We start from the raw sequence: 25,065 nt of genomic DNA on the forward strand, positions 1-25,065 counted from the left end.
AGACCCACATCAAACAGGTGGTGAGTTGGAGGACCAGCCGCAGCAAGGTGCACGAACTGCTGCGCTTTAGCGGCCCCAATCTAGCGATCGAACGAACGAGTGCTGCGGACTATCGTTGTTCGCCGGCTCGCGCATTTCCCGACTTGGCGGCGCTCCGGGGTTAAAACCCGCCACCGACCTCTCTCAATCTGCCGCTCGACACCGTCATGCGCCGGCGCCTGTCAATCACAATGGAAGCAGCTTGACGGGTCCATCAGGACCATCACCGGTGATTGACGCGGGCGCGTGTTTAATCGGAACCAGTTCGCCTATTGCGCGACTGATCGCATCAGCGACGATGCGTATGCGAGGAACATCGGAATTGTTTCGATGTATCGTCAAATACGCCACGGCATCAGGAGGCGAGCTGACTTCATCGAGCCTAACAAGCTCCGGATAGAGATCCGCGTGAAACCGGGGCAAGCAAGACAATCCACCATGATTTAGGGTGCAGGAAAACTGCGCCTCATAGTTATTAGTCCGGAGCAAGATTCTTGATGAGGGAAAGAGGTCGCTGAACCAGCGAGCATGCCGGAATATGTCTCTACCGTCTTGCTCCAATAGGACATATGCAAACGGCACGTCCTTAGAACTACGGAAGAATTCGGCGTATGATGAACTCGCGTATAGCCCGAAGGCCACGCTACTTAGACGCCGCACCGCCAGTTCCTTCTGATCTGGCCGAACCATCCTAACGTCAATGTCGATTTCCCGACGCATCAGATCGTGAACGCGTGCGTCATTCCTTAGATGCACGGTGATCGCGGGATGCTTCTTGTGCAGGACGGCGATACAGGGCGCAACGATACGACTGGCGATCGGTTCGGCGCAGGAGATTCGAACGACACCATCGACCTTTCGAGTCCGACTGTCTGCTATCTGAACGATCGCCTCTATGGAGCGTTCAAGCCGCTCGATCTCGCTCAGAATGTCCTCGGCAACTGAGGTCCTAATGTATCCATCGGGAGTCTTGTCCATCAGTCTAACGCCAAGCGTGCTTTCAAGTCGCGAAAGACGGCGTCCCACCGTGGATTGTGTAACCCGGAGCTGATTGGCAGCGGCCGACAACGTCCCAGTTCGCTCAACCGAAAGCAGAAAACGAAGATCATCCCAGACGACCACTACCGATGCTCCCTAGGCTTACGTTCCTAGACTTCTATCTAACTAGAAAGAAGCAAATTGCAACCTTTGATAGTGACAAACCAGTGACAACAATATGGTCTCTACCGATGATTGTGTTGCTGAATGCAGCAACAGTTAAAGGAGGAACAATATCACGCCATAATTTGACTTGGTCATCGACGAACTTGAGGGGCAGTAGACCGAGCTGGGCCTCGACGCCGACCCGCCGCGGCTCTGAGCCGTCCGGGTAGCCCGACCTTGACGCGAGCCAGCGGCGAAGCGTGCGAGATGCTCCGGCCGCCGAATGGAATCGGGCACCCGCGGTTGCCGATACAGCGTTTTGAATGACGTCGCAGACATGGGGCGTGCGGCGTCATGCTTGCACTTCGGCAACTCTACGATGGTGAAGAAGAGGCCAAAGTGCGATGGAGCATGGGGCGCTGGCTGGAAGTCTGTTGAGGCAAGGCAATGAGCAACAAGGCACGGCGTTTCCAGTGCGGAAATGATTGAAAGTCCGCTTGCTCCAGTCGAGTTGCATCGCCCAGAGAGAATCGAATTCCTGCGCCATGAATCGGCTGCCCGCTCTTCTTGGCCGAGTGCACGCGAGAGTGGCTTTCCGTCGCGACGAGCAGATCTCCGCGCTTCGACCTCATGGCAGTCGGCTTACGTCCGAATGAAGAAGGGGCGCGTCCCTCAACCAGACCTTCGCGCCGTCCGTACCGGTGGCAGCGCTCAGCGGCTGTCCGGCCGGCAAGCGGGCCCAGCTTTGCGCGATCAGGGTCTGATCGCCGATCGACAGGCTCCCCGCGAGAACCAGCATTTCGAGGCCGCGTGCGTTCTCGACGGTGACGGGACTGCCGGGCGCCCAGTTCTCAAAGCGTACGTTTTCGAATCCGTCGTCGAACAGTTCGATCGCGCTCGCCGCCTCCGATCTCGGCTCGATCCGACGACCTTCCGCTGGCCGTCGCACGATCTGGTCACGATCGCTATCCCGGAATTGCCAAAGCCGGACGAAGATCGTGCAGCCGTCCTTCGATGCGGGAACGTGCGAAGTCCCTGGAGGGTTGCGGAAGTAGCTGCCCGCCGGGTAGTCGCCGTGCTCGTCCTGAAAGACGCCGTCGAGAACAACGATCTCCTCACCGCCACCATGCGTATGGCGGGGGAACACGCTGCGCGGTGCATAGCGCACGATCGACGTCGCGCGCGCCACCTCGTCGCCAATGCGGAACAGCATGCGTCGGTCGACACCGGCCGCCGGACTTGGTGTCCACGGCAGTTGCCCGGCGTGGACTATCACCGGAACCGTCAAATCATCATTGATGCGCATGGCTCTTCTCCGTCATGGTCAATACCATTCTGAACTTGGCCTGCCCCGACCGCATCCGTGCGACCGCCTCGGCGGCTCTCTCCAGCGGCATGGTCGCGATGCACGGACGCACGCCCGCGAGCACGCAGAAATCCAGCGTCCTTTCATTCTGGAAGGGCGTGCCTGTCATCGAACCCAGCACGCCGCGCTCACCGCGGACGAGATGTCCCGCCGAGACCGGCAGAGGGTCTTTTGCCACGCCGAGCAGCACCAGCCTTCCCTGCGGGGCGAGAGCAGCCATCAGCGCGGCGACGGCCTGAACGTCGCCGATCGTGGTGACGATCGCGCTGGCACCGCCCAAGCCCTGCAGATGGCCGACCGCGTCTTCCTTGTTCGCATCTATGTAGATATGCGCCCCTAAGCGAAGCGCATCATCTGCGATGTCCGCGCCGCGTCCGACGGCCACGACCCTGAAACCCATCTTTCTTGCGTATTGAACCGCGAGATGTCCGAGCCCTCCGATCCCCTGCACGACCACCGTGTCGCCGGCTTCCGCACCAGATTTCTTGAGCGCGTTGAACGTCGCCATGCCGGCGCAGAGCAGCGGTGCAGCCTCTTCGGAACTCAGTTCGTCAGGCACCGAGACGAGCCCGGTCGCGCGGGCGATCATCATCTCCGCGTAGCCGCCGTCGCACGACGATCCGACGACCGGCTGATTGGTGCAGAGCTGAAATTCACCCCGACGGCACTGGACGCATTCGCTGCAATGACCGCCGAGCCTTCCGACCCCGACCCTCTGACCGACCTTCCAGATCGACGGCGTTCCGGCGCCGAGGGCCGCGATGCGACCCACCACCTCATGACCAGGGACGCGCGGCGGTCGCATCGCCGGATCCGCGCGGTCGATGTCGGCAGCGTCCGCACCGCATATTCCGCAGGCCTCAACCGACAATAGCACCTCTCCCGCGCCTGGCGGTGGCGTCTCCCGTTCCGCAATGTCGAGCGTGCCGGATGTCGAGACCTGCGCGACGCGATAGGATCGCTTCATGTCTTGCTCCTTTGGACCTTCTCGCCCGGAAAGCTGTACGCACTAGATGCCGGCGAGCGGAAGACCGCGCGCTGCGTTCCGAGGTCGTCGAGATGCAATAAGCTGTCGCGCTTCGTCGGCGCGACCACTGCGCAGCAGGGCGCAAGTGACGGAATATTCCAGGAGGTCGCGCTGGGCGCGACTGCCTCCGACCCTTTCATGCGTTTGCAGGACGGGCTTCAGTTCATCGACGACCCGCGTCCAGTCGCCTCTCGCAAAACCGTCGAAGCCGCGAGCGATCGGTGCCAGAATATCCGCGGCGGGTCCCTTTGGGTTCTCGATGATCCTCGCCAGAGCCTCCTCGTCACCAGCCATCGCAAAGGCAAGCGCACTATGCATATCGGCAAAGATGATCCCCGAATTGGGAAACCACTTCGCCGCATACCGGCTGATCTCGCTCCACAGTTCCGGAGATCGCGGCTCGCCCGCCAGCTCGGCGCGTGCAAGGAACGAAGCGCAGTCGGTGAGGACATTGATCTGCGGGCCCCATGAACCGCCCGGATGCAGCGCTTCGCGATAGATCTTCCAGGCTTGATCCCGCCGGCCGGTCTCCAGGGACCAGAGGGCAAGATGCCAGCTTATGTGGCAGTGCAGTTGTCCCTCGCGTGGATAGGCAGCGTTCCATCGGCCGAGATAGGCAAGGCCTTCTTCGCGCTCGCCCTTCTCATAGAACAGATGGGCCTTGATGTGGGCAGCGTGGGCGTTGCGAGGAAACCCGCGAAGTGCGGCCTCGATATTCGTGTAACCACTGTCGAGCCTGTGCAGCTCGATTTCGGCAAACGCGAGCACGGTTCGAAACCACCAGTCGTCGCCGTAGTGGGTCGCAAGGGGCTCCAGCAACGCCAGCTGTTCGACCTCGCGCCCGGACTCTCCGGAGAAGCCGATCAAACCGAAAACACCGGTGGCCGGGGCCAGCACCATCGCGTCACGCGGCCAATCCTTGATGTGCCCGGCGATCATCGAAACAGCCTCAGCGCCTCGACCGCCCAGGATCCTGGCGAAGATCGCAACATGGCTTTGTTCGCGCGCTGTCGTCGCCGGGGCGAGCGCCAATGCCCGTTCGAGCGGTGCTTTTGCTTCGTTACCCCGGCCAAGCACTTGCAAGGTTCGCGCAAGCGCGATGTGTGCCAGGGCAAAGCCTTCGTCGGCAGCGATCGCGTCGCGGAACGCCTCATCAATCCCCGTGCCGGCCGAGAGCAGCTTGTCGACGCCGATCACATAAGCGTCGCGAGCGGCGGAAGAGCTTGTGCTCAATCTGTTGCCATACCGGTCTTCAAGAGCGCTCGCACGATTGCTCATCGCGTTCTCGGCCATTTTGACGACGCTCCTCGACAACCTGCTTGGCCGTTGCCTGCCGCAGGCGACGCTCATGACCCAGCTGGAGCAGGCGCTCGCGATTCTCCGGAGTTACCCTTCCGTATCGGGGCCGCCACTCGGAACCATCTTCCTTCCACGCAAACGGCGCATTCACGGTCGTTCGCGGCGTCTTCGCCGTATCAAAAAGGGTGAGCGCCTGGCGCAGGATTTCACGCTGCATGTCGGGTCGCCAGGGATGACCGCACGGATTGCCCAGAGGAAAATCCGTGAAGTAGAACCGTGGGACGCCGCAGTGCTCCACAACATCCAGCGCCGAGCCGATGATGAGGGTCGGAATACCGTTCGCTTCGAGATGCCGGGCCACCAAGCTTACGGTCTGATGACAAACAGGGCAAAGCGGACAAAGGATCGCAGCATCCGCCCCATCTTCCTGAACGCGCGCCAGGATTTCAGGCGCATCCTCGGTGTTCGTTTTCCGTTGGCTGTATTCTGTCGGCACACCGTGAAAATGCCGGGTCAGACCGACAAGGGCGCCTTCGCCGACCAATCCGAAAGCGGCTTCTATCGGCAGGAAGCTGCCGGGGTCATTGGTGTGGGTCGACTCCTTGTCCCACGCAACGTTGTCGGTAAACAGCTTCTTGGGGGGCGGCGAAACCAAACCTGACCACACCCGCTTCACGCCATCAAAATCCGGCGGACTGGCCGTGGTAATCAGTGCGATACGCAGGTCCGATGACGATTTGGCAGGTGTGGTGAAGGGGACGTCATCGAAGCTCGCCCAGACATAATCGCTGTCGTAGCCGAGGGCACGGTAATAGTGGCGCGTTCGCTCCATATATTGAACGGGGATTTCCGCTACGGTCATGTGGATTCTCCTCGAGACGCTAACTTCGTGGTGCGGCGGGCCGAAATGAAAAGCCAATGAGTGCCAACAGCGCGGCGAGCAGTGGTGCGAACGACAGCATCAGGACGGTCGACCAGCCGAAGGACGACAGCAGCCCGCCCGAAAGGAAGGAGCCGAACGTCATCGTGCCGAAGACAACGAAGTCGTTGAGCGACTGAACGCGCGCCTTTTCCTCGGGACGATGACACTCCAGAACCATGGCCGAGGCGCCGATGAAGCCGAAGTTCCAGCCGATCCCGAGCAAGCTCAGCGTCGCCCAGAAATGCGCGACGTCGATGCCGAGCAGGCCAACGGACGAAGAGGCCGCGATAAGCGCCAGCCCGACCGCCACGATAACGGATGCACCGAAGCGCGTGATCAGGCGCCCCGTCCAAAAGCTGGGAGCATACATCGCGATGACATGCCACTGCAGCCCAAGATTGGCTGACTCCTGGGGCAGTCCGCATAACTTCATCGCCAGAGGGGCTGCCGTCATGAGGAAGTTCATGAGAAGATAGGAGACGACCCCGCAGATCACCGCCAGGATGAAACGCGGCTGTCGCGCGATGATGACCAGCGGCCTTCCGGCGCTCGAATGAGCCGCAGTGAGCGGAGGAAGCTCAACCCCCGCCAGAATGACTGCGGAGAGAGCGGCAACTGCCGCCTGGCCAACAAACGTCGCAGCAAAGAGATGAGGCGCCCACAAGTTCATGGTGTGTGTCACGAGCTGTGGGCCGATCACACCGGCGAACACGCCGCCAGCCATCACGGCAGAGAGAGCACGCGGACGCCGTGCGGCCGCTACGCAATCCGCAGCCGCAAAGCGAAACGAGAGCACAACTGCCGCGTAGACGCCCCCGAAGAAGGTGCCCGCACAGAATAGCCAGAACGACGAGCAGACTATCGCGAGGAGTGCAATCAAGCCCGCGAGGACGCCACTGCCTGCACCGAGCAGGAATGTCGTACGTCGGCCATACCGCTCGGCGACGGCGCCCGCCGGCAGCGTGCACAGCGCCATGCCGACGACAAAAACTGAAACCGGAAGCGTCGCAAGCGCCGTGGTGGGCGCCAGCATGTCGCCAACCACGGCGCCGGTTGCGTAGACGACGGTGGAATTGGCGCCCGCCAGGGCCTGGGCGACGGCGAGCCTTACGACATTGCCGCGCTCTCGGCGAACACTTGCCGACGCATCCGGCGCAAATCCGGCTATTTGCAATCCGTCTTGCATCTCATGTTCTCTGCGTCGGGCCGTCCGTCCGGAATGAACCCTTCTGCGTTGGGCATTTTCACCTTCATCAAGCCCTGCGCGTTCATGACGGTGTCGCGTGGGACGATATCGTTGAGGTAAAGGAGGTACGCCACGACCGAGTAGACCTCGTCTGCCGTGAGCGTTTGCGGCGCGGGAAACGGCATCGCGCGATGAACATAGTCGAAGAGAGTCGTCGCATGGGGCCAGTAGCTGCCAACCGTCTGTACGGGTTTGGGCGTGGCAAGCGTGCCCTTGCCCCCGACAAGCCGGTCGAATCCCTTCGCCGGATCTTGTCCCTTCTCGCCATGACAGGCGGCGCATTGCTCGGCATAGATCTTCTCGCCTTGCTCGACGCTGCCTTTCCCGGGCGGCAACCCTGCGCCGTCCGGCCTCACGTCGATGTCCCACCCGCGGATCTGTTCCGGGGTAGCCGGCATTCCGAGGTCAAGCCGCGCTTGCTGCGCGACTGCTGACCCGGCGAAGAATAACAGGGCAAGAGCAGCCGAGGCGCTAAGCGCTCGCATTGGTGAGGCCTCCATCGACAGCGACCTTCCAGCCCTGAATTGCGTTGAAGTGGTACCGGGGATTTATTCCCCGCGCGGCGATCAAGCTCGAGCGGGTGGGCTGCATCCAACCCTTGTCGTCGTAGGCTCGGCTCTGAATTTCCAGAGGCTGGCCCTGCCAGTTGAATGGCAGCCGGAAGCGGGTCAGACATTTGTCGAGGACAGGCTCCTGGAGCGAAGCCCGATGCCACGTGGCACCGCCGTCGACCGAAACGTCGACGCGCGTGACATGGCCGCGTCCCGACCAGGCAATTCCCGAGATTTCGTAAAACCCTGGAGCCTTGAAGCTGCGGTCCGCGTTCGGAAAGGTCACGACCGACTTGATGTCCATCTCGAACGCGAACTGATACGCCTTGCCGTTTGCGAGCAGGTTGGTGTAACGCGAAGTCTCTTCTCGCGTGTGCCATGGACGATCGCCGACCTTCAGGCGACGCAGCCATTTCACCGACATGTTTCCCTCGAATCCGGGCAGGAACAGCCGAACGGGATAGCCTTGCTCCGGCCGGAGCATCTCTCCGTTCTGGGCGTAGACGATCAGCGCATCGTCGAGCGCTTTTTCGATCGGCACACTGCGGGTCATGGCGGCCGCATCGGCGCCTTCGGCCAGGACCCATTTGGCATCCGGTTTCAGTCCGACCTCGCCCAAGATTGTCGAAAGGGGCACGCCGGTCCATTCGCAACAGGACAGCAGCCCGTGTGTGCGCTGAACCGAGTGATAGCCGGACTTCTTCCATTCAGTGGAGCTGTTCCCGGAGCATTCCAGGAAGTGAATGCGGGTGACCGCAGGAAAGCGCAGGAGATCGTCCATCGTCAGGATCAATGGCCGCTCCACCAAGCCGTGGATCAGCAAGCGATGCTGATCGGGCGCGATCTCGGGCACCCCGGCATGATGACGCTCGAACACCAGCCCATTCGGGGTGATGATGCCGTGAAGGTTCTGCAACGGCGTGACGCTGAAGGCCTCGGTGTCGGTGGCGCGAGGCTCGCGAATGCGTCGAACAACATCCTTCTCGAATTTCGACGGCAGTCCGTAGGCTGGCGACAGGACTGGCCTGCCCTGCTCATGCATCGATCCCGGAACATCCAGCGGGACATTGCCAGCTTGCGCTTCGACGGATTTCGTGGAGGACAAGCCGCCGATGGCGAGAGCCGCTCCCGACGCCAGAATTTGTCGTCGACTGACGCTCATAGCTCCATCCCCCTTTGTCATTGCGGTGGCGCGGATAATGCCGACCAACGTCAGCCGAACCGGCGCGGCGTCAATTGCCGCAGCCTAGGAAAAGAGCGCTGGTCTTTCCCTCGACAAAATGCCAATTTATGTCGATGAAGCGTCAATCGCCGAAGACCATTGGCTGGAAGCTGCTTCAGGCTCCGCCGGGTCTTGGATCACCCAGGCCCATGATCGTTCGGGTGCAGTCGCTGCCTCCGAGAAGCTACTTCGCCGAGCATAGTCACACCTGGAGTCAACTCGTTTACGCGATTGCGGGTGCGCTCACAGTCAACGCCAATGGAAGGAGCCTCGTCATTTCGCCGGAGCAGGCCGTCTGGCTGCCGACCGGCACGGCACACTCGGTCGGATCCCTGATGGGCGCGGAATTTCGCAGCCTGTGGGTCGCCGACGTCGCGAGCCGCGGCATGACGTCCCGAACCACCGTCATGCATGTGTCGGCACTTCTGCGGGCGCTCATTGTGGAGGCCGCTTCGCTCAAACGAGAAGATCGTCGCTACGCCAACCGCGTTACCGCACTCATCCTCGATCAGTTGCGGCGAGCGACGCCGATCGCGGGAGCACTGCCATGGCCTTCCCACCCCTCCTTGCTCGCACTTTGCGAGAGCCTCTATGCCGATCCCGCCAATCCTCGCCACGCCGACAAATGGGGACGTGAGATCGGAATGTCCGCGCGAACCCTGACCCGGCACTTTGAGAGTGAAGTCGGCATGAGCTTGCGCGCGTGGCGCCAGCGTGTCCGCCTGTTCAAGGCCATCGAATTGCTGGGCAGCGACCTCCCGATTACGGAGATCGCGTTGCGTCTCGGCTACTCGTCGGCCTCAGCCTTTATATTCATGTTCCGCTCGGAAATGAGCGTTAGTCCCTTGCAGTATAGACGCAATCTAAGCCGATCAGATGGTGCGCGGACTGCATGAAAGCTGACCGGAGGGTCCGAAGCCGCGACGGGTCTCGCTCACTCTCTCTGCAACTGCTCCTGCCCTGTCTGCTGAACCAGCGAATGCAAAGCCTTCACCGCGGCTTCCCTGCTCTCCACGGGGACAAACAGGCTGACCGAATGCGGTGACAACACGTACCTGTCAGGGACAATCCCCTGAGCCCCAAGGACCTGCAACGCCCTGAACGGCAATTCCGACGAGATGCCGCCGAAGCAGGTGAGACTCACCGCGCTCGAGGCTTCGCGCTGCTTGCGCAGGTCCTTGGCGTGGTCCAGCGTGCGCAACAGGGCATCCAACCACTCCGTATCGCACGCCACGGTCATGCTGGTTTTTCCTGCGGCGAAGTGTGATGCAAGGAGCTGCGGCCACGACAGGCTGTTTTGCTTGAGATGCTGCGCGAGTTTCTCGAAACCGTGATTGAGATCCCTGGAATCGATTTCCACATGCTCAATACGAGCGATCGAGTTGACGGCGAGAACCTTCCCGTTTTCCATGCCTGAAACCTCTTTCATCACTTGCGTGCTGTGCCCGGCGCCACCCCACTGCTTGAGGACCAGAGGCACATCCTGACTTTGCGCCAGCTCTACGCTGCGAAAATGCAGGATCTTTGCACCCCAGAAGCACATCTCCGACAGGGATGCGAAGTCCACGTGCCGCAGGGGCCTTGCGTCCGGCACGATGCGCGGATCGGCCGAACAAATTCCGTCGACCTCCTTGATGATTTCACAGCGTTCGGCTTTCAGCGCAGCGGCCATCGCGACGGCCGTGGTGTCGCTGCCGCCCCGGCCGAGCGTGGTGATTTCCCTGGTCGCCGGGTTCACACCCTGGAATCCTGCCAGCACCACGACGCGTCCGCGATCGAGCTCCTCGAGCACGCGAATGGGCCGTACATCCAGAATGCGTGCGGAGGAATGGGAGTCGTCGGTCATCACGCCGGCCTGGCTGCCGGTGAAGCTGATCGCAGGCACGCCGAGATCGGAAAGCGCCATGCTCATCAGGGACATGCTGATGCGCTCGCCAGTCGTCAGCAGCATATCGAGCTCGCGGCGGTTGGGAGCCGGGCTGACCTGATGAGCCATCTGAATCAACTGGTCGGTGGTCGTGCCCATGGCGGAGACGATCGCCACGACACGATGACCGCGGCCGTAGAGGTCGGCGAGACTGCGCGCAACCGCGCGAATCTTCGCCGGTGTTTCCAGGCAGACACCACCATATTTCTGCACGATGACGGGATGGTTGCGCATCTAACCTCGCTCGGAAGCCTTGCTCGCCTCGCCCATCGAACCGACACCGCTTATCCAGGTGTCGACAACCTCAAAATCCGGATTGAAGGCGACGAGATCGGCGCGGTATCCCGGCGCGATCCGTCCAAGCTCGGAGCCAAGGCCCAGAAATGAAGCGGGCGTCCGGGACGCCATGATGAGGGCATCGACGAGTGAGATTCCGATGAGCGCAACTGCGTTGCGGACCGCCTCGATCATGGTGAGGTGAGCGCCCGCGAGTGTGCCATCCCGGCCAGTCAGGCGACCGTGGTGCAACGTGATCTCCCTGCCCTGAAGCATGAATTGCCGGTCGTTCGTGCCCGCCAATGGCATGGCATCGGTGACCAGCATCAATCGATCGCGTCCCTTGCAGCGGAAGGCAATACGCAAACCGGTGGGGTCGACGTGGATGCCGTCGCAGATGATTCCTGCAAACAGCCGGTCATCGCCCAGCGCGGCGCCCACCAGGCCCGGCTCCCGGGCGTTCAACTGCGACATGGCGTTGAACAGATGGGTCACCCCCGAGACACCGCGATCGACCGCCTGCCCGATTTCGGCTGCGGTGGCGTCGCTGTGACCGGCCGCGATACGCAATCCGGCGGCGATCAATTCATCGATCATGGACGCGGGCACGCATTCCGGGGCCAAGGTCACAATGGAGCGACCGCGGTCCCCGAAACTTTTGATGGCGGCGAGGTCGCGCCGATCGGGCACGCGTATCTCGGCGTCCGGGTGAATGCCCTTGCGGGACCTGTTGAGGGCCGGACCTTCCAGATGAAAGCCGAGCACGCCGGGAATTTCGAGGCACGCCTCGGCTGTTGCAGCCAATCGTTCGATGACCTCGCTTCGATCGGAGATGAGGGTCGGCAAGCAGCCCGTGGTGCCGGCCTTGCGGTGCGCCTCGACGATGCCGCGAACGCCGGCCTCGGTTGGCTGGTCGTTGAGAAGCACGCCCCCGCCTCCGTTCACCTGGATGTCGATGAAGCCGGGGGCGAGGATTGCATCTCGGGAAAGGCGGATTGACGCTCCCGCGGTCTCGCCGAAGCTGATGCTTTCAATCCGTCCCTGCGCGATCCTGACCGACCCCGGCCCGCGCATGTCGATGCCATCAAAGATGTGCTGTGCAGCAATCGTGAGAGAGGCAGAACCAGAGTGGCCCATTTGTATCGATCCGGGAATGGCCGTCACGGACTCGTGAGGCGAATCTCGCACAAGAGCTCATATGTACGCCAAGGGGACCTTGTGCGGACCCCAAGCGAAACCTTCGCGTTAACTTTCCATGGGAACAAAAGGTACCACGTATCTCGGCATTGATGGCGGCGGAACCCACTGCCGCGCCCGGATCGAGGACGAAAACGGCAAGACGCTCGGAGAAGCGAACGCGGGACCGGCCACAACGCGGATCGGCGTCGATAAGGCCTGGCGGTCCATCATGGAGGCCACCGAAGCGGCGGCGACACGGGCCGGACTGAGCCGTGAGGATTTCGCCCAAATGCACGCCGGAATTGGCCTTGCCGGTATTGGCCGCCGGGGCGCGAAATCGGCGCTCAGCGAGATCGCGCATCCCTTTGCGTCCGTTAACTTGATCAGCGACGGCCTCGCGGCCTGTCTTGGCGCCCATAGCGGCGCGGACGGAGCCATTGTCGTGGCCGGCACAGGCTCGGTCGGTGTCGGCCTGGTCGACGGCCGCGAGGTCCGTCTCGCCGGTTACGGTTTTCCCGTGTCGGACGAAGGCAGCGGCGCCGACATCGGCCTGCAGGTTGTCCGATTGGCGCTGCGGGCCGCGGATCGCCGCGGCGAGTTGACGCCATTGCTTGCAGAGGTGCTGGGCGCATTCGATGATGATCCCTATCAGGCGGTGGCCTGGTCCGAAGAAGCCAGAGCCGCAGACTACGCCGCATTTGCACCGATCGTGATGCGGCACGCCAACCAGGGTGATCCGGTCGGCCGTCGCATTGTCGAACGCGCGGCCGATGCCATTGGCGATCTGCTCGATCTATTCCTGGCGAGAGGAATCGACCGGCTCTCGCTGGTGGGTGGGCTCGCAGAAGCCATTACGCCCTGGCTGACGCCCGACCTGCGCGCCCGCCTGAAGCGTCCTGACGGCGATGCGGCGGCCGGCGCGTTACTGGTGGCGCGAGGGCGGCTTACACTACCCAGAATGGAAACCGAGCATGAGCCGGCTTCAAAGTTCCGCGTTTGATGGCGCATGGATCAACGATATGGCCACCGAAGAAGTCGATCCCCGCTTTGCCGACCTTGATGCATGGTCGCTGGCCACGGCGATGGAAGCGATGTGGGAGGGGCAGCTTGCGGCAGTCGCTGCGATCGGCCAGGCTCTCCCCGCGATCACCGCGGCGACTGAAGCTGCCAAAGAGGCGCTGGGCGATCACGGGCGCCTTGTCTATGTCGGCGCCGGCACCTCGGGGCGCGTGGCGGTCCAGGACGGCGCCGAGCTGACGCCGACCTTCGCCTGGCCCAAAGAGCGCGTCCGCTTCGTCGTCGCCGGCGGAGACAGTGCCTTCGTCACCAGCATCGAGGGCGCGGAGGATGACATTGATGATGCGGTCGCACAGATCAATGCGACGCGGCTCACAGCGCATGATGTGGTGATTGCGGTCGCCGCCAGCGGGACAACGCCGTTCACGGTCGCGGCGCTGCAGGAGGCCGGCTCCTGCGGTGCCGTGACGGTCGGTGTCGCCAACAATCCTGGCACCGCACTGCTGGCATCGGCCAGGTTTCCCATCCTGATCGAGACCGGCCGCGAGCTGATCGCCGGCTCCACGCGGATGAAGGCGGGCACTGCGCAGAAGGTTGTGCTCAACCTGATCTCCTCGGGGATCATGCTGCGTCTTGGCCGAGTGTATCGCGGCATGATGGTGAACATGCCGCCGACCAATGCCAAGCTGAAGCGGCGCGCCGAGGCCATGGTGGCGCAAATCGCCGACTGCGATCCGGTGCGCGCGGCACGCTCGCTCGAGCAGGCCGAAGGAGACGTCAAGACGGCAGTCCTTCTGGCGCTGGGCGTCGACAGGGCCGATGCCGAAACCATTCTGAAGGAGGGCGACGGCAATCTCCGGCGCGTGTTTGCCGAGCTCGCCAGAGATCGGAACTCGGATCGGGACTCGCATCGTGATCGGCATCCCAAGGCACCGGCGGCAGGCAAGCAGGGCGGAGCGGTTAAGTCGTGATGACATCCGCGATGGCGAGTGAAATCCTGGAAAGCGCCGATACCGTCGCGAAAATCGTTCGCGGCCGTCCCGCCACGCGCGACATCGCGCAGCGAATTGAGATAGGCTCCGCCCCCCTGTGCGTCGTGTGTGGCCGGGGAAGCTCCGGGCATGCCGGAGTTTTCCTGAGATACCTTGTCGAGACGCGGCTTCGCCTCCCCGTTTCGGCAAGTGCCCCCTCGGTGATCACGGCATTTCGCACACCCTTGATGCTGCGCGATGCGTTGTTCATCGTGATCTCGCAATCCGGGCGCAGCCCGGATCTCGTCGCGGCGACAAGGTCGGCGCGCGCTTCGGGCGCCCGCACCATTGCCATCGTCAATACGACCTCGTCGCCGGTGGCTGACGAAGCGGAGTTCGTCGTTCCGATCGAAGCCGGCCAGGAGCATTCAGTTGCGGCGACAAAGACCGTCATCGGCTCGATGGCCGCCGGTGCCGGACTGGTTGCCGAGCTGGCGCAGGATCGTGCGCTGCGGTCAGCCCTCGACCGGCTGCCCGAACGCCTGCACCGTGCGCTCGCGCTCGACTGGTCCGGGATTGCCGATGATCTCGTCAAGGCGTCGGCCGTGTTTGTGGCAGCTCGAGGCCTGGCCCTGGGCTCGGCGCGGGAGATCGCGCTCAAGCTTTCGGAAATCCTGCGCCTTCCCTCCATCGGCTTGAGCGCCGCCGAACTGCAGCATGGGCCACGTGCCGCGCTTTCGTCACGCACGCCCGTTGTCATGATGCGCCTCATGGATGAAACTGCGGCCAGCGTGGACGCACTTGCAGAGGAATTGCGTGAGCAGAAGTTCGCGCTGCATCTCTGCGGCGGACCGCATGGTTCGCTGCCCTGGCTGGCCGAGGACGACCCTGCCACCGACGCGATCACCATGCTGGTTCCGGCCTATCGGATGATCGAGCAGGCGGCATGCGCCCGCGGATTTGACCCGGATCGTCCCCCCCGCCTGAGCAAGATTACCGAGACGTTTTGACAGCCGAAAGCGCCAGCGCGCCCAGACCCGGATCCCGACGTCGCAGGGTGAGCGGCCGCTAGTTCTTCCCTTGTGTCGTGGGCTCCGGATCGAGCTTGAACGTCAGCTTGTTGAGCTTGCCGGTGAACTTGAACGGCGGCTCATAGCGGTACTCCAGCAGAGCTACGCCCGTGCGGGTGTCCTGACCGACGTCGAAGGTCTCGTCCTCTGGGAAGGTCACGGGCGTGGTATGCTCCAGAGTATTCCGCGCCACCTCCTTACCATCGACCAACAAGACGCCGGTGCCGCCCTTGCCAAGACCGGGCGCTTCGGGCTTGAACTCGAAGACGATGGTGTGTTTCCCGGCTTCGAGCTCGGGGCCCTCCCATGTCGTGCGCTTCAGGTCGAGCAGATTGTACAGGAACACCACCTTGCCGCGCCCGGCGCCGAATTCGCCCTTGCTCAGGAACAGGCCATAGCCGCCGAAGCGGCCGCCGTGGGTGACGATCATGCCTTCGGCGCCGCCTTGCGGGATCTCCACTTCCGCCCTGATGGCATAAGCCTTGTTCAGGATGCTCGGCGCGGCGCTGGCCGGCGTGCCGATCAATTCGCCGGAGTAGGTGAATTCCGTTCGGCCAGCGGTGAGACTCGGACGTGGCGTATTCCAACGAGCCAGCGTCGAGTTGTCGAGCGGCAGGACGTTGTACTTCTTCGCTTCGGCATAGAAGAGATCCTGCATCTGCTTGAGCTTGTCCGGCATCCTTGCCGCAAGGTCGTCGAACTGGGTGGGATCCTCCCGCACGTCGTACAGTTCCCAGTTGTAGCCGGTGATGACGTCCGGCGGCGTCGCGGTGCTCAACTCCCAAGGCAGGGTCGCGGGCGTGGTCGCAGCCACCCAGCCGTCCTGGTAGATCGCGCGGTTGCCCAGCATTTCGAAGTATTGGGTCTTGTGGGTCGTTGCCGAATCTGCGGCCGCCTTTTCCCACGTATAGGCCATGCTGACACCCTCAATGGGATCCTGCTTGATGCCGTTGACCATCTCGGGCTGCGGGATGCCGGCCGCTTCCAGAATCGTCGGCACGATGTCGATGACGTGGTGGAATTGCTTGCGGATGCCCCCGGCGTCATTGATGTGCCCCGGCCATGACATGACCACACCCTGAGCCGTTCCACCGAAATGCGACGGCACCTGCTTCACCCATTTGAACGGTGTATCCATCGTCCATGCCCAGCCCGCGGCGAAGTGCGGGAACGTACGCTCGGATCCCCAGAACGGATACCAGAGCAACTGATCTTTCACAGGCACAGGCACGCCATTGAAGGTCGTGAATTCATTGGGCGTGCCGTTCACCATGCCCTCGGCACTCGCGCCATTATCGCCGCCGATATAGATGATCAGCGTATTGTCGAGCTGGCCGAGGTCTTCCACGGCCTGGATCACGCGTCCGATCTCATGATCCGCGTAAGCAAGGTAGGCGCCGTAGATATCGGCTTGCTTGATGAAGAGCTTTTTCTCTTCCAGGTTCAGGGAATCCCACTCCGGCAATCCCTTTGGCCACGGTGTCAGCCTGGCGTTGTCGGGCATGATGCCGAGCCGCTTCTGATTGGCGAAGATCTTCTCGCGCACCGTGCTCCAGCCTTCGTCGAAGAGGTGCATGTCGCTGATCTTCTTGATCCACTCGGGCGTGGGGTGATGCGGCGCATGAGTGGCACCCGGCACGTAGTAGACGAGCCACGGCTTGCCCGGCGCAACCTCCTTGAGCTGCTTGATGTACTGGATGGCTTCATCGGCCATTGCTGTTTCCAGATTCCAGCCCGGATTGTTAAGGAACGGATAGATCGCGGTCGTGTTGCGGAACAGGTTCGGTTGCCACTGGCTGGCATCGCCGCCGACGAAGCCGTAGAAATATTCGAAACCCATTCCATTCGGCCATTGATGGAATGGCCCGGCCTGGCTGGATTGATAGGAGGGCGTGTTGTGGTCCTTGCCGAACCACGACGTCGCGTAGCCGTTCTCCTTGAGAATCGTGCCAAGGGTGCCTTTATCGAGCGGTATGATCGAGTCGTAACCCGGGTACCCGGTTGCGATTTCACCCACGACACCGTACCCGACCGAGTGATGGTTACGGCCGGTGATCAGAGCTGCCCGCGTCGGCGAGCACAGCGACGTGGAATGAAAGTTGGTGTATCGCACCCCCGCCTTGGCGATGCGATCCATCGATGGCGTAGGGATGACGCCGCCGAAGGTACTGGGCGCCCCGAAGCCCTGGTCATCTGTCATGATCAGCAGCACGTTAGGCGCGCCTTTCGGCGGCACGATCCGCGGCGCCCACCACGAACTCGACTCCACGGCCTTTTCCTTGATCACGCCGCCAAACTTTGGCGGCGGCGACGGAAGTTGCTGGCCGGTGATGGTGGTCGTGGCATCAGCGGAGCCTGGAGTGCCTATCACCTGTTGCGCAGCTGACGGAGTCCAGCCCAAGGCCAATACGAATGCGCCTGCAAATGCGCTGCGAGGGATTCCCATTGCGAGCACTCCCCAAGAACGACCAACGCGTCGCAAACATTGACAGTGCCAGGGACCAGCAGATTGATTTGAATCAACGACTGCGGAGCATGATACCGACCCCGCCGTTTGGTCCGATTCTCATGCAATGAGTTCGCAGCGGCGGGACGGTCGCAATCGCAAAGCCTTTGCGAATGACACGCTCAGCTGCAGAGATCACATATGTGATGGCTGCATTTGAAAACGCCGGGCGCGCGCTAGCGTTCGCGCCAGGCGCGCATCAGCTGATCGGAGAGCGGCTTGACGAGGTACGACATCACCGTGCGCTGACCGGTCTGGATGAAGGCTTCGACCGGCATGCCGGCGATCAGCTTCAGCTCGCCCAGGCGCGCGATCTCCGCCTCGGGAACGGCGATGCGGGCGACGTAGAAGCTCGCCGTGCTCTTCTGGTCGACTGCGACATCGGCAGAGACGTTGCTCACCTCGCCGGTGAGTTGAGGCGTGGTACGCTGATTGAAGGTCGTGAAGCGCAGCAGCACCGGCTGGCCGACCGACAGACGATCGATCTCATGCGGAGGAATCCGCACCTCGACGACGAGCGCATCGTGGGCGGGGACGATGAGCATGATCTGCTCGCCGGCGCTGATGACGCCGCCGACGGTGTGCAGCGCCAGTTGATGCACGGTGCCGTCCTGCGGCGCCCGAATATCGATGCGCTTGAGCTGATCCTCGGCGGCCACGCGCTTCTCAACCAGCTCCGAGGTCTTGGCGCGGATCTCGGCGAGATCCTTTCCGACCTCGCTACGCAGATCCTGGTCAATCTGCATGATCTGCAGCGTGGTCTCGGTGATCCGGCCTCTGGCTTCGGCAATGGCGGCGACCAGAGCGCCGCGTTCGCCATGCAGACGTACCGCATCACGCTCGAGCGTGGTCAGGCGCGTGATCTGGACCAGATTCTTTCGCCACAGATCGCGCACGCCCAGAAGCTCCTGGTCGATGAAGGTGGTTTCGCGGTCTTTCGCCTGGATCTGCTCGTCGAGCCCGCGGATCTGCTCCTGAAGCTGGCCGATGCGCTCGTTGAGCTGCGCCTTCTTGCCGGCGCGGGCGACGCGGCGCAGCTCGAACAGCTTACGTTCGCCGACGATCAGGCGAGCGACGTCCGGATCAGCGGCACGTGCAACGAGCTCCGCGGGAAAACCGAGCCAGTCCTGGCCGTCGCGCTCCGCCTCGAGCCGCGCCCGGCGCGCCGTCTGTTCGTCGAGGCTTTTTACGACGATCAGAAGATTGGCCCGTGTCACGGTCTCGTCGAGGCGCACGACCACGTCGCCGGCCTTCACCTGGGCGCCCTCACGGACGTTGAGTTCACCGACCACGCCGCCGGTCGGGTGCTGCACCTTCTTGGTGTAGCTGTCGACCACCAGCGTGCCGGAGCCGACGACGGCGCCGGCCAATTCCGTGGTCGCCGCCCAGCCGCCGACGCCGCCGGCGAGAATGACGACTCCCGCAAGGCCGGCGCGCAGATGCCGGCGGATCGAGAGCGGAACCACGTTCATCGGCTCGCGATTCATGGACCAGCTCCCTCGGTCACGACCTTGAGCGGCACCGGCCCCGCGCGCGGCTGCACCATCTTGGCCAGAAGCGCGTCCTTGGGTCCGAACGTCTGCACGCGCCCCTCGGCCATCACGATCAACTGGTCCACGCCGGCGAGCGCGCTGGTGCGATGCGCGACGACGATGACAATGCCGCCTCGCGCGCGCACGCCGTGAATGGCTTGCGTCAGAGCCTGGTCGCCCTCGGCGTCGAGATTGGAGTTGGGCTCGTCGAGCACCACCAGGAAGGGATCGCGGTAGAGCGCGCGGGCGAGCGCGATGCGCTGCCGCTGCCCGGCAGAGAGCGCCGCGCCGCCTTCGCCGATCGGCGTGTCGTAGCCCTTCGGCAATCGCAGCACCATCTCGTGCACGCCGGCCGCGCGCGCGGCGGCGATCATCGCCTCCGCGTCGGGAGCCGGTTCGAAGCGGCTGATGTTCTGCGCCACCGTGCCGGCGAACAGCTCGACGTCCTGCGGCAGATAGCCGATGTGGCGGCCGAGCGCCTCGGAGCTCCATTGGTCGAGCGCGGCGCCGTCCAGCCGCACCTTGCCGCGCGCCGACACCCACACGCCGACGACGGCGCGCACCAGCGACGACTTGCCCGATGCGCTCGGACCGACGATGCCGACCCCCTGCCCCGGGTTCAACGCGAAGGAGGCTTCCATCACGACGGCGGCCTGTTCGCCCGGCGGCACCACGGAGACGGCCTCGACCACGAGGGACTTGCACGGTGGCGGCAACGGCGTCTTGTCGTCCTCGGCCGGGAGTTGTGCCCAGTGCTGCTGCAGGCGTTTCCAGCTCTGCCGGGCCGCGATCAAGCTCTTCCAATGGGCGATGGCGAGCTCGACCGGCGCGAGCGCGCGCGAGGCGAGGATCGAGCCGGCAATGATGATTCCGGCGGTCGCCTCCTGGTTGATGACGAGATAGCCGCCGACGCCGAGCACCGCCGATTGCAGCACCATGCGCAGCACCTTGGAAACGGAGCCGAAGCCGCCGGTGATATCTGCGGCACTGCGCTGGGTGGCCATGTAGCTGTCATTGGCCTCCGCCCAGCGCGCGGCAAGCCGCCCGCGCATACCCATGGCCTGCAACACCTCGGCGTTCCGGCGGCTGGCCTCGGCGAGCGCATTGCGCTGCGCGAGCTGCCCGGTGACTTCCCTGGTTCGCTCGCGCGTCAGCCGGTTGGTCAGAAGGGTCAGAGACACCAGCACCAGCGAGCCGATCGTCGCCGTGAGCCCGATCAGCGGATGAAACAGGAAGCAGATCGCGAGGTAGAACGGGATCCACGGCAGGTCGAACAGCGCGGTCGGGCCGAGCCCGGACAGATAGCTGCGCACCTGGTCGAGATCGCGCACCGGCTGCAGCCCGTCGCCGCTCGCGCGCGCCCGCAATGGCCAGCGCGCGACGATGTCATAGGCGCGCGCCGAGAATGCACGGTCGAGCCATTCGCCGATGCGGACAAGGATGCGCCCGCGCAGAATGTCGAGGAATGCCTGGAACACATAGAGGGCTCCGACCAGCGCGGCGAGGCCGATCAGCGTCGGCACGCTGTGGCTCGGCACCACACGGTCGTACACTTCCAGCATGAAGAACGAACCGGTCAGGTACAGCACGTTCAACATGCCGGTGATCAGGCCGAGCCCGACCAGCACGCCCCGGCAGGCGTGAAACAGCGAGGCAAGGTCGCGTACGGGCGGTGCCCCGTCGCGATCGCCACCGGGCGCAACGCGCGCTCGCCGGCGTCGCGCCAGGCCGAAGCGAACGAGAATGATCGCCGCCACGATGAGCGGCGCCGCGCGGAAGATGAATTGCAGCGGATCGGAGCCGCGCGGCCCATCGAGAAGCGGACCGAGCCAGGCCTGCGCGTCGGCAACGACTTGAGACCCGCCCTTTGAAAGAATATCCAACACGCTCACTTCCGAGAAGCTTTCTGGTCCAAAAGGCCCAGCGGCGCTTCCGCTTCAAGCATGCGCCGCCGGCTGGTTCACCGCGTGGCTCGTCCGTGGCCGGAGCCAATTGCCGGCCTCCGGACGCGCCGTTGCGGATCAAGCATTGAGCACGTCGACCAGCAGATGTTGCAGCGTCGTGACATCCCCGTCCGCGTCACCGATAGTGAGCGCGAAGTCGAGGCTGGCGTTAATGCTGCCGCTGTTCTGCTGCACGAAGCCGATGTCCACGATCTTCAAGACATCATTATCGGTCGGGTCCCAGGCGGTCAGCTGGGTGGTGGCCTTGCTGAAGCCATTGGTCCCGGTCGCCCCATTCAGGTTGATGGCGTCACCCGTCAACCCGTTCGAGCTCTGCATGATCTGGATGCCCTGGATCTGGTAGGTCTCGCCAGCGACCGTGTAGTCGTTCTGTTCAATGATCAGCAGGGCATCGTTGTTGTCGAGCGTGAACTCGGTGTTGTAGGGGGGCGGAATATTTGCGTTACCCTTGATGAGGTCCGAGTTCTCGACGTTGATGGCTCGAGTGATTTCATTGCCGCCGGCGTCCTTCAAATCGAGGATCACGAGGAGGTCCTCGGAGGATCCGATGCCATCGAACTTGACGACGATGCCACTGGCGGTCGCCGACGGATCGACCTTCTCAGTGCCACCACCCGGGGCGCCCGGGTTTACATCGCCGAGGATGTTACTGTTGAAGAACCGCAGCGTCAGCAATTCGCCTTTTTGTATCGTGTCTCCAGCGACGCCATTCGTCGCCTGGGTTGCGCTCACCCAGTCCTCGTTGGTGTTGGTGACCATGTCGTGGGTGGCACCGCCGTTGTTGAATGTGGTGTCACCAACAGGCGCTCCGTCGCCGGTCGAGTTGAACCCGAACCCGATCTTCGTGGTGACCGAGTTGCCGGTGAACTGCACAAAGAACGGACTTGGATCCCCGTCCGGCGTCAGTTGCTCCGCGACGATCAGCGGGTGTCCGGTATTGCCGGTGGGCTGCTTGGCAACCAGCCCGGACGTATGCAGCACGTCGAAGCTGAACCCGTCGATCGCGTCGGTCAAGGTGAAGGTGTAGGTGTCATTGACCTTGTCAAAAACAAGGGTGCCGGCCGCCTGGCTGTCCTGCACGCCCACCGTGATCGGGTCCTTGTCATAGTGGAACGAGAAGCCGAACGTTGCAGAGGTGGCGTCCTCTGCAGTGAGCGTTGCTACGGCGTCGGTGATGTCCGGGTTCTGGTTATTGTCGATCGTACCTGTTAGGCCGATCTGCACACCTGCGAGGTTCGTGTTGGCATCGACAAAGTCGCTCACGCCCGCCGAATATTCCGCGGCCGTGTGCTTGTCCGTCATGTCGAAACCGAAAGCCCCGCTGGCCGTCGCTCCCACTGCGTTAGTCAGCGTCTCCCTTTGAGTACCCGCAGTACCGGGGTCACCGTCGAACTGAACCGTGATCGTCGGATCGGTGTCGTTGAAGGTTAGTGACAGCCCCGCGCTCGTGCTTTGCGACGACGTGGAGTCATTGTCGCCGTCCGTCACCGTCACCGTCGCCACCACTTTGATCAGGCCGTCGAGGTCGAGGGTGTTGTCCTCGCCTGCACCTTGCGGCGCGTTCGAGTGCTCAAGCGCAACCGACGATGTCAGCGTCACCGTCGCACCGGACAGCGTCACCGTGAACGCGGTGGCATCGAGCGTGGTGTCGCCGTTGCTGTCGTACTTGCCCGAGATCTGGGTGGCCGAATCGGCCACCAGCGTGATCGCATGGTTGCCTTCCGTCGTCTGCAGCCCGGTCGTTGCGTTCACCAAGGATAGCACGTAGCTGACATCCGACGTGTAGCCGTCGACCGCGCTCGCCGTGAAGCCCGGAGCCGTGATCGTCGCCTGGCTCTGCCCCGCAGCCCCGCTCGCCTCGGTCACCGTGGCGGAGCCAACCACCGGCACGGCCGTGATCGAGAGCGTCGGATCGGTATCGTTGAAGGTCAGCGACAGCGTCCCGCTCGTGCTGTCCTTCGAAACCGGGTCGTGGTCGCCGTCCGTCACCGTCACAGTCGCCTTCACGTTGATCAGGCCGTTGAGGTCGAGCGTGTTGTCCTCGCCTGCACCTTGCGGCGCATTCGAGTGCTCAAGCGCAACGAACGACCGTAGCGTTACCGTCGTGCCGGACAGCGTCACCGTGAACGCGGTGGCATCGTTCGAACCGTTGCCGTCGCTGTCGTACTTGCCCGAGATCTGGGTGGCCGAATCGGCCACTAACGTAATCGCGTGGTTGCCGTCCGTCGTCTGCAGCCCGGTCGCCGTCCCGGCAGCCAGGCCGAGCGCGTAGCTCACATCCGTCGTGTAGCCGTCGACCGCGCTCGCGGTGAAGGTCGGTGGCGTGATGGTCGCCTGGTTCTGCCCGGCAACTCCGCTCGCCTCGATCACCGTGGCGGAGCCAACCGTCGGCGCGGCCGTGATCGAGAGCGTCGGACCGTCATCGTCGAAGTTGATGAACGAGCCGACCTCTTCATTGCGGGCGTTGCCCTGCTCACCACCGAAGTGCACTTCCTTGACGTCGAAATAGTCTTTCTGAGTGTCGATGTTCTTGATGGTGAAGCGGTCGAAGGTTCCGCCGGCTCCGCCTGCGGTCGTGAAATCGACCGTCACGCCCTCGCCGACACCATGAAGGATCAGTCCAGTGCCGCTGGTGTCAACCGTGATGCCCAGGGCCGCGGCTGTTGTTGCGACGCCGTTCAGTTTGAAAGTCGCGCCGGTGATATTGATCTCCGTATCGTTATCATCACCGGGGAGCGCTGCGCCCTCCGCGTTGTCGTTGTTGTTATAGGCGTGGATCTCGATATCGGCCACCGTATTGGTCGGCGTCGACTGCGAGACCGAGAAACCCGCCGAGGAGACGTTCTCGAGGTGACTACCGTAGTCAGGTGCGAGGGGCGCGTTGGTAAAGTTCTTGCCCGCGCTCTGGGTGCCGCCGCTGATCAGGTCGATCTGGAGCTCACGGCCAAAACGCACATCCTGGGATGCGACACCCAGGCCCTGGGTGCTAACGTTGACTTCGGCCTGCACGCCATTGTCGTGGGCCGTCACGAGAATCTTCTGCGAGCTCGCGACGTCGGCATCGAGGATATACCAATTATTGTGGCCGGGAGGAGCGTCCCCAAGCTGACTGAAATTGACCACGACGGTTCCGGTGACCGAGGCGAACACCTTGTTGCTCAGATCGATGCGGTCGTCCGGGTTGGTGTCATCCGGATGGAACAACGGCACATACTGGACCAGATAAAGGTCCGCAGCGGTATTGCTGGTGCTGACCAGTGCGAACGAAAAGGCGAGCGCTCCGGTCGCAGCGGGTGCGGCGTTCGCGTCAGAGGTCCCGATGACGCCGATTACGACGTTGGCATGGTTGGGGGTAGCGTCCTGGAATAGCCAGACGTAGTTGCCATCGACAGTCTTGATGCCGCTGTTCACGCCCACGGCGGTGGAAAACGGATTTCCGTTGGCATCCTTGGTGAGAATGATCGAGGTGATGGTTTCCCCTGCGTCCGCCGTCGCCTGCACAAAGTTGGTCTGGACGGCGACCTGCGGCGAAGCCAGCCCGCCCGGTCCGTCGCGGCCCAGGAGATAGTTCACGGTGGTGTTGGTATCGTACGGCGCAACGGATGGATCGATATCACTATCCTGAAAACCAATGCTCTCGTCGACGATGATGTCTTGGGTCAAAATATCGAGTGCCATTGTGTTCTCCTAATCGCCAATAGGTTCTGAATTGGATGCAGGGACTTCTCGCATTCTGGCGCGCGATCGGTCCCGAAATTCCTGAGTGACGGAAATTCCATGCGCTCGCTCTCCGGCGGTCTGTCGCTCG

General features: G+C 62.9%; 18 protein-coding genes and 1 pseudogene. 4 read left to right on the forward strand and 15 right to left on the reverse strand.

Going from position 1 to position 25,065, the window contains the following annotated elements; translation table 11 throughout:
• Positions 1-225: 225 nt before the first annotated feature.
• The 9 genes and pseudogenes from N2603_RS35255 to soxC form a co-directional block, all read right to left on the reverse strand.
• The gene (locus tag N2603_RS35255) at positions 226-1,017 is read right to left on the reverse strand and encodes a LysR family transcriptional regulator (RefSeq protein WP_018645987.1); all 792 of its coding nucleotides are present in this window, start codon (positions 1,015-1,017) and stop codon (positions 226-228) included.
• Positions 1,018-1,044: 27 nt separating this feature from the next.
• Positions 1,045-1,161, reverse strand: a pseudogene (locus N2603_RS45000) (LysR family transcriptional regulator); the annotation flags it as partial.
• Between the two features lie 649 nt (positions 1,162-1,810).
• On the reverse strand, positions 1,811-2,488 hold the full coding sequence (locus N2603_RS35260) for a cupin domain-containing protein (RefSeq protein WP_260385752.1): 678 nt from the start codon (positions 2,486-2,488) through the stop codon (positions 1,811-1,813).
• The gene (locus N2603_RS35265) at positions 2,475-3,515 is read right to left on the reverse strand and encodes an alcohol dehydrogenase catalytic domain-containing protein (protein ID WP_260385753.1); all 1,041 of its coding nucleotides are present in this window, start codon (positions 3,513-3,515) and stop codon (positions 2,475-2,477) included. The genes N2603_RS35260 and N2603_RS35265 overlap by 14 nt, the downstream gene beginning before the upstream one ends.
• Positions 3,516-3,557: 42 nt before the next feature.
• Complete coding sequence (locus N2603_RS35270; protein ID WP_260385754.1) at positions 3,558-4,868, reverse strand: tetratricopeptide repeat protein; 1,311 nt, start codon at positions 4,866-4,868, stop codon at positions 3,558-3,560.
• A complete protein-coding gene (locus N2603_RS35275) occupies positions 4,828-5,736 on the reverse strand; it encodes a glycine reductase (protein WP_260385755.1) in 909 nt (302 codons plus the stop codon). The genes N2603_RS35270 and N2603_RS35275 overlap by 41 nt, the downstream gene beginning before the upstream one ends.
• A gap of 19 nt (positions 5,737-5,755) precedes the next feature.
• Positions 5,756-6,982, reverse strand: coding sequence for an MFS transporter (locus N2603_RS35280; protein ID WP_341850458.1), 1,227 nt, complete (start codon positions 6,980-6,982; stop codon positions 5,756-5,758).
• A complete protein-coding gene (locus tag N2603_RS35285) occupies positions 6,961-7,527 on the reverse strand; it encodes a c-type cytochrome (RefSeq protein WP_341850459.1) in 567 nt (188 codons plus the stop codon). Before N2603_RS35285 ends, N2603_RS35280 begins: the two co-directional genes overlap by 22 nt.
• On the reverse strand, positions 7,514-8,755 hold the full coding sequence (gene soxC / locus N2603_RS35290) for a sulfite dehydrogenase (protein ID WP_260385756.1): 1,242 nt from the start codon (positions 8,753-8,755) through the stop codon (positions 7,514-7,516). Before soxC ends, N2603_RS35285 begins: the two co-directional genes overlap by 14 nt.
• A gap of 128 nt (positions 8,756-8,883) precedes the next feature.
• Here soxC and N2603_RS35295 point away from each other — a divergent pair, with 128 nt between their 5' ends.
• Positions 8,884-9,711 (forward strand): AraC family transcriptional regulator, encoded by an 828-nt coding sequence (locus N2603_RS35295; protein ID WP_260385757.1) that lies wholly within the window; start codon positions 8,884-8,886, stop codon positions 9,709-9,711.
• A 38-nt stretch (positions 9,712-9,749) separates the two neighbouring features.
• Here N2603_RS35295 and N2603_RS35300 read toward each other — a convergent pair whose 3' ends face one another.
• Both N2603_RS35300 and nagA read right to left on the reverse strand, forming a co-directional pair.
• Positions 9,750-10,976: an aspartate kinase gene (locus N2603_RS35300; protein ID WP_260385758.1), complete on the reverse strand. Its 1,227-nt coding sequence runs from the start codon at positions 10,974-10,976 to the stop codon at positions 9,750-9,752.
• Positions 10,977-12,155, reverse strand: a complete 1,179-nt coding sequence (nagA, locus tag N2603_RS35305) for an N-acetylglucosamine-6-phosphate deacetylase (RefSeq protein ID WP_260385759.1) — start codon at positions 12,153-12,155, stop codon at positions 10,977-10,979. It abuts the gene before it with no gap.
• A gap of 118 nt (positions 12,156-12,273) precedes the next feature.
• Here nagA and N2603_RS35310 point away from each other — a divergent pair, with 118 nt between their 5' ends.
• From N2603_RS35310 to N2603_RS35320, 3 genes are read left to right on the forward strand one after another with little or no spacing between them, the layout of a single operon-like run.
• On the forward strand, positions 12,274-13,197 hold the full coding sequence (locus N2603_RS35310; protein ID WP_260385760.1) for a glucosamine kinase nucleotide-binding domain-containing protein: 924 nt from the start codon (positions 12,274-12,276) through the stop codon (positions 13,195-13,197).
• Positions 13,198-13,216: 19 nt separating this feature from the next.
• Complete coding sequence (locus tag N2603_RS35315) at positions 13,217-14,185, forward strand: N-acetylmuramic acid 6-phosphate etherase (protein ID WP_260385761.1); 969 nt, start codon at positions 13,217-13,219, stop codon at positions 14,183-14,185.
• Positions 14,186-14,196: 11 nt separating this feature from the next.
• A complete protein-coding gene (locus tag N2603_RS35320; RefSeq protein ID WP_260385762.1) occupies positions 14,197-15,195 on the forward strand; it encodes an SIS domain-containing protein in 999 nt (332 codons plus the stop codon).
• Between the two features lie 58 nt (positions 15,196-15,253).
• Here N2603_RS35320 and N2603_RS35325 read toward each other — a convergent pair whose 3' ends face one another.
• The 4 genes from N2603_RS35325 to N2603_RS35340 all read right to left on the reverse strand — a co-directional run bounded on the left by N2603_RS35325 (position 15,254) and on the right by N2603_RS35340 (position 24,935).
• Positions 15,254-17,701, reverse strand: coding sequence for an arylsulfatase (locus tag N2603_RS35325; RefSeq protein WP_260385763.1), 2,448 nt, complete (start codon positions 17,699-17,701; stop codon positions 15,254-15,256).
• A 236-nt stretch (positions 17,702-17,937) separates the two neighbouring features.
• Positions 17,938-19,248 (reverse strand): HlyD family type I secretion periplasmic adaptor subunit, encoded by a 1,311-nt coding sequence (locus tag N2603_RS35330; RefSeq protein WP_260385764.1) that lies wholly within the window; start codon positions 19,246-19,248, stop codon positions 17,938-17,940.
• Entirely contained in the window at positions 19,245-20,942 is a 1,698-nt protein-coding gene (locus N2603_RS35335) for a type I secretion system permease/ATPase (protein ID WP_260424328.1), read from the reverse strand. Before N2603_RS35335 ends, N2603_RS35330 begins: the two co-directional genes overlap by 4 nt.
• A 372-nt stretch (positions 20,943-21,314) precedes the next feature.
• Positions 21,315-24,935, reverse strand: a complete 3,621-nt coding sequence (locus N2603_RS35340) for a DUF5801 repeats-in-toxin domain-containing protein (RefSeq protein WP_260385765.1) — start codon at positions 24,933-24,935, stop codon at positions 21,315-21,317.
• Between the last annotated feature and the right edge of the window lie 130 nt (positions 24,936-25,065).

The sequence above is a fragment of the Bradyrhizobium huanghuaihaiense genome, from assembly GCF_025200885.1.
GTDB lineage: Bacteria > Pseudomonadota > Alphaproteobacteria > Rhizobiales > Xanthobacteraceae > Bradyrhizobium > Bradyrhizobium huanghuaihaiense.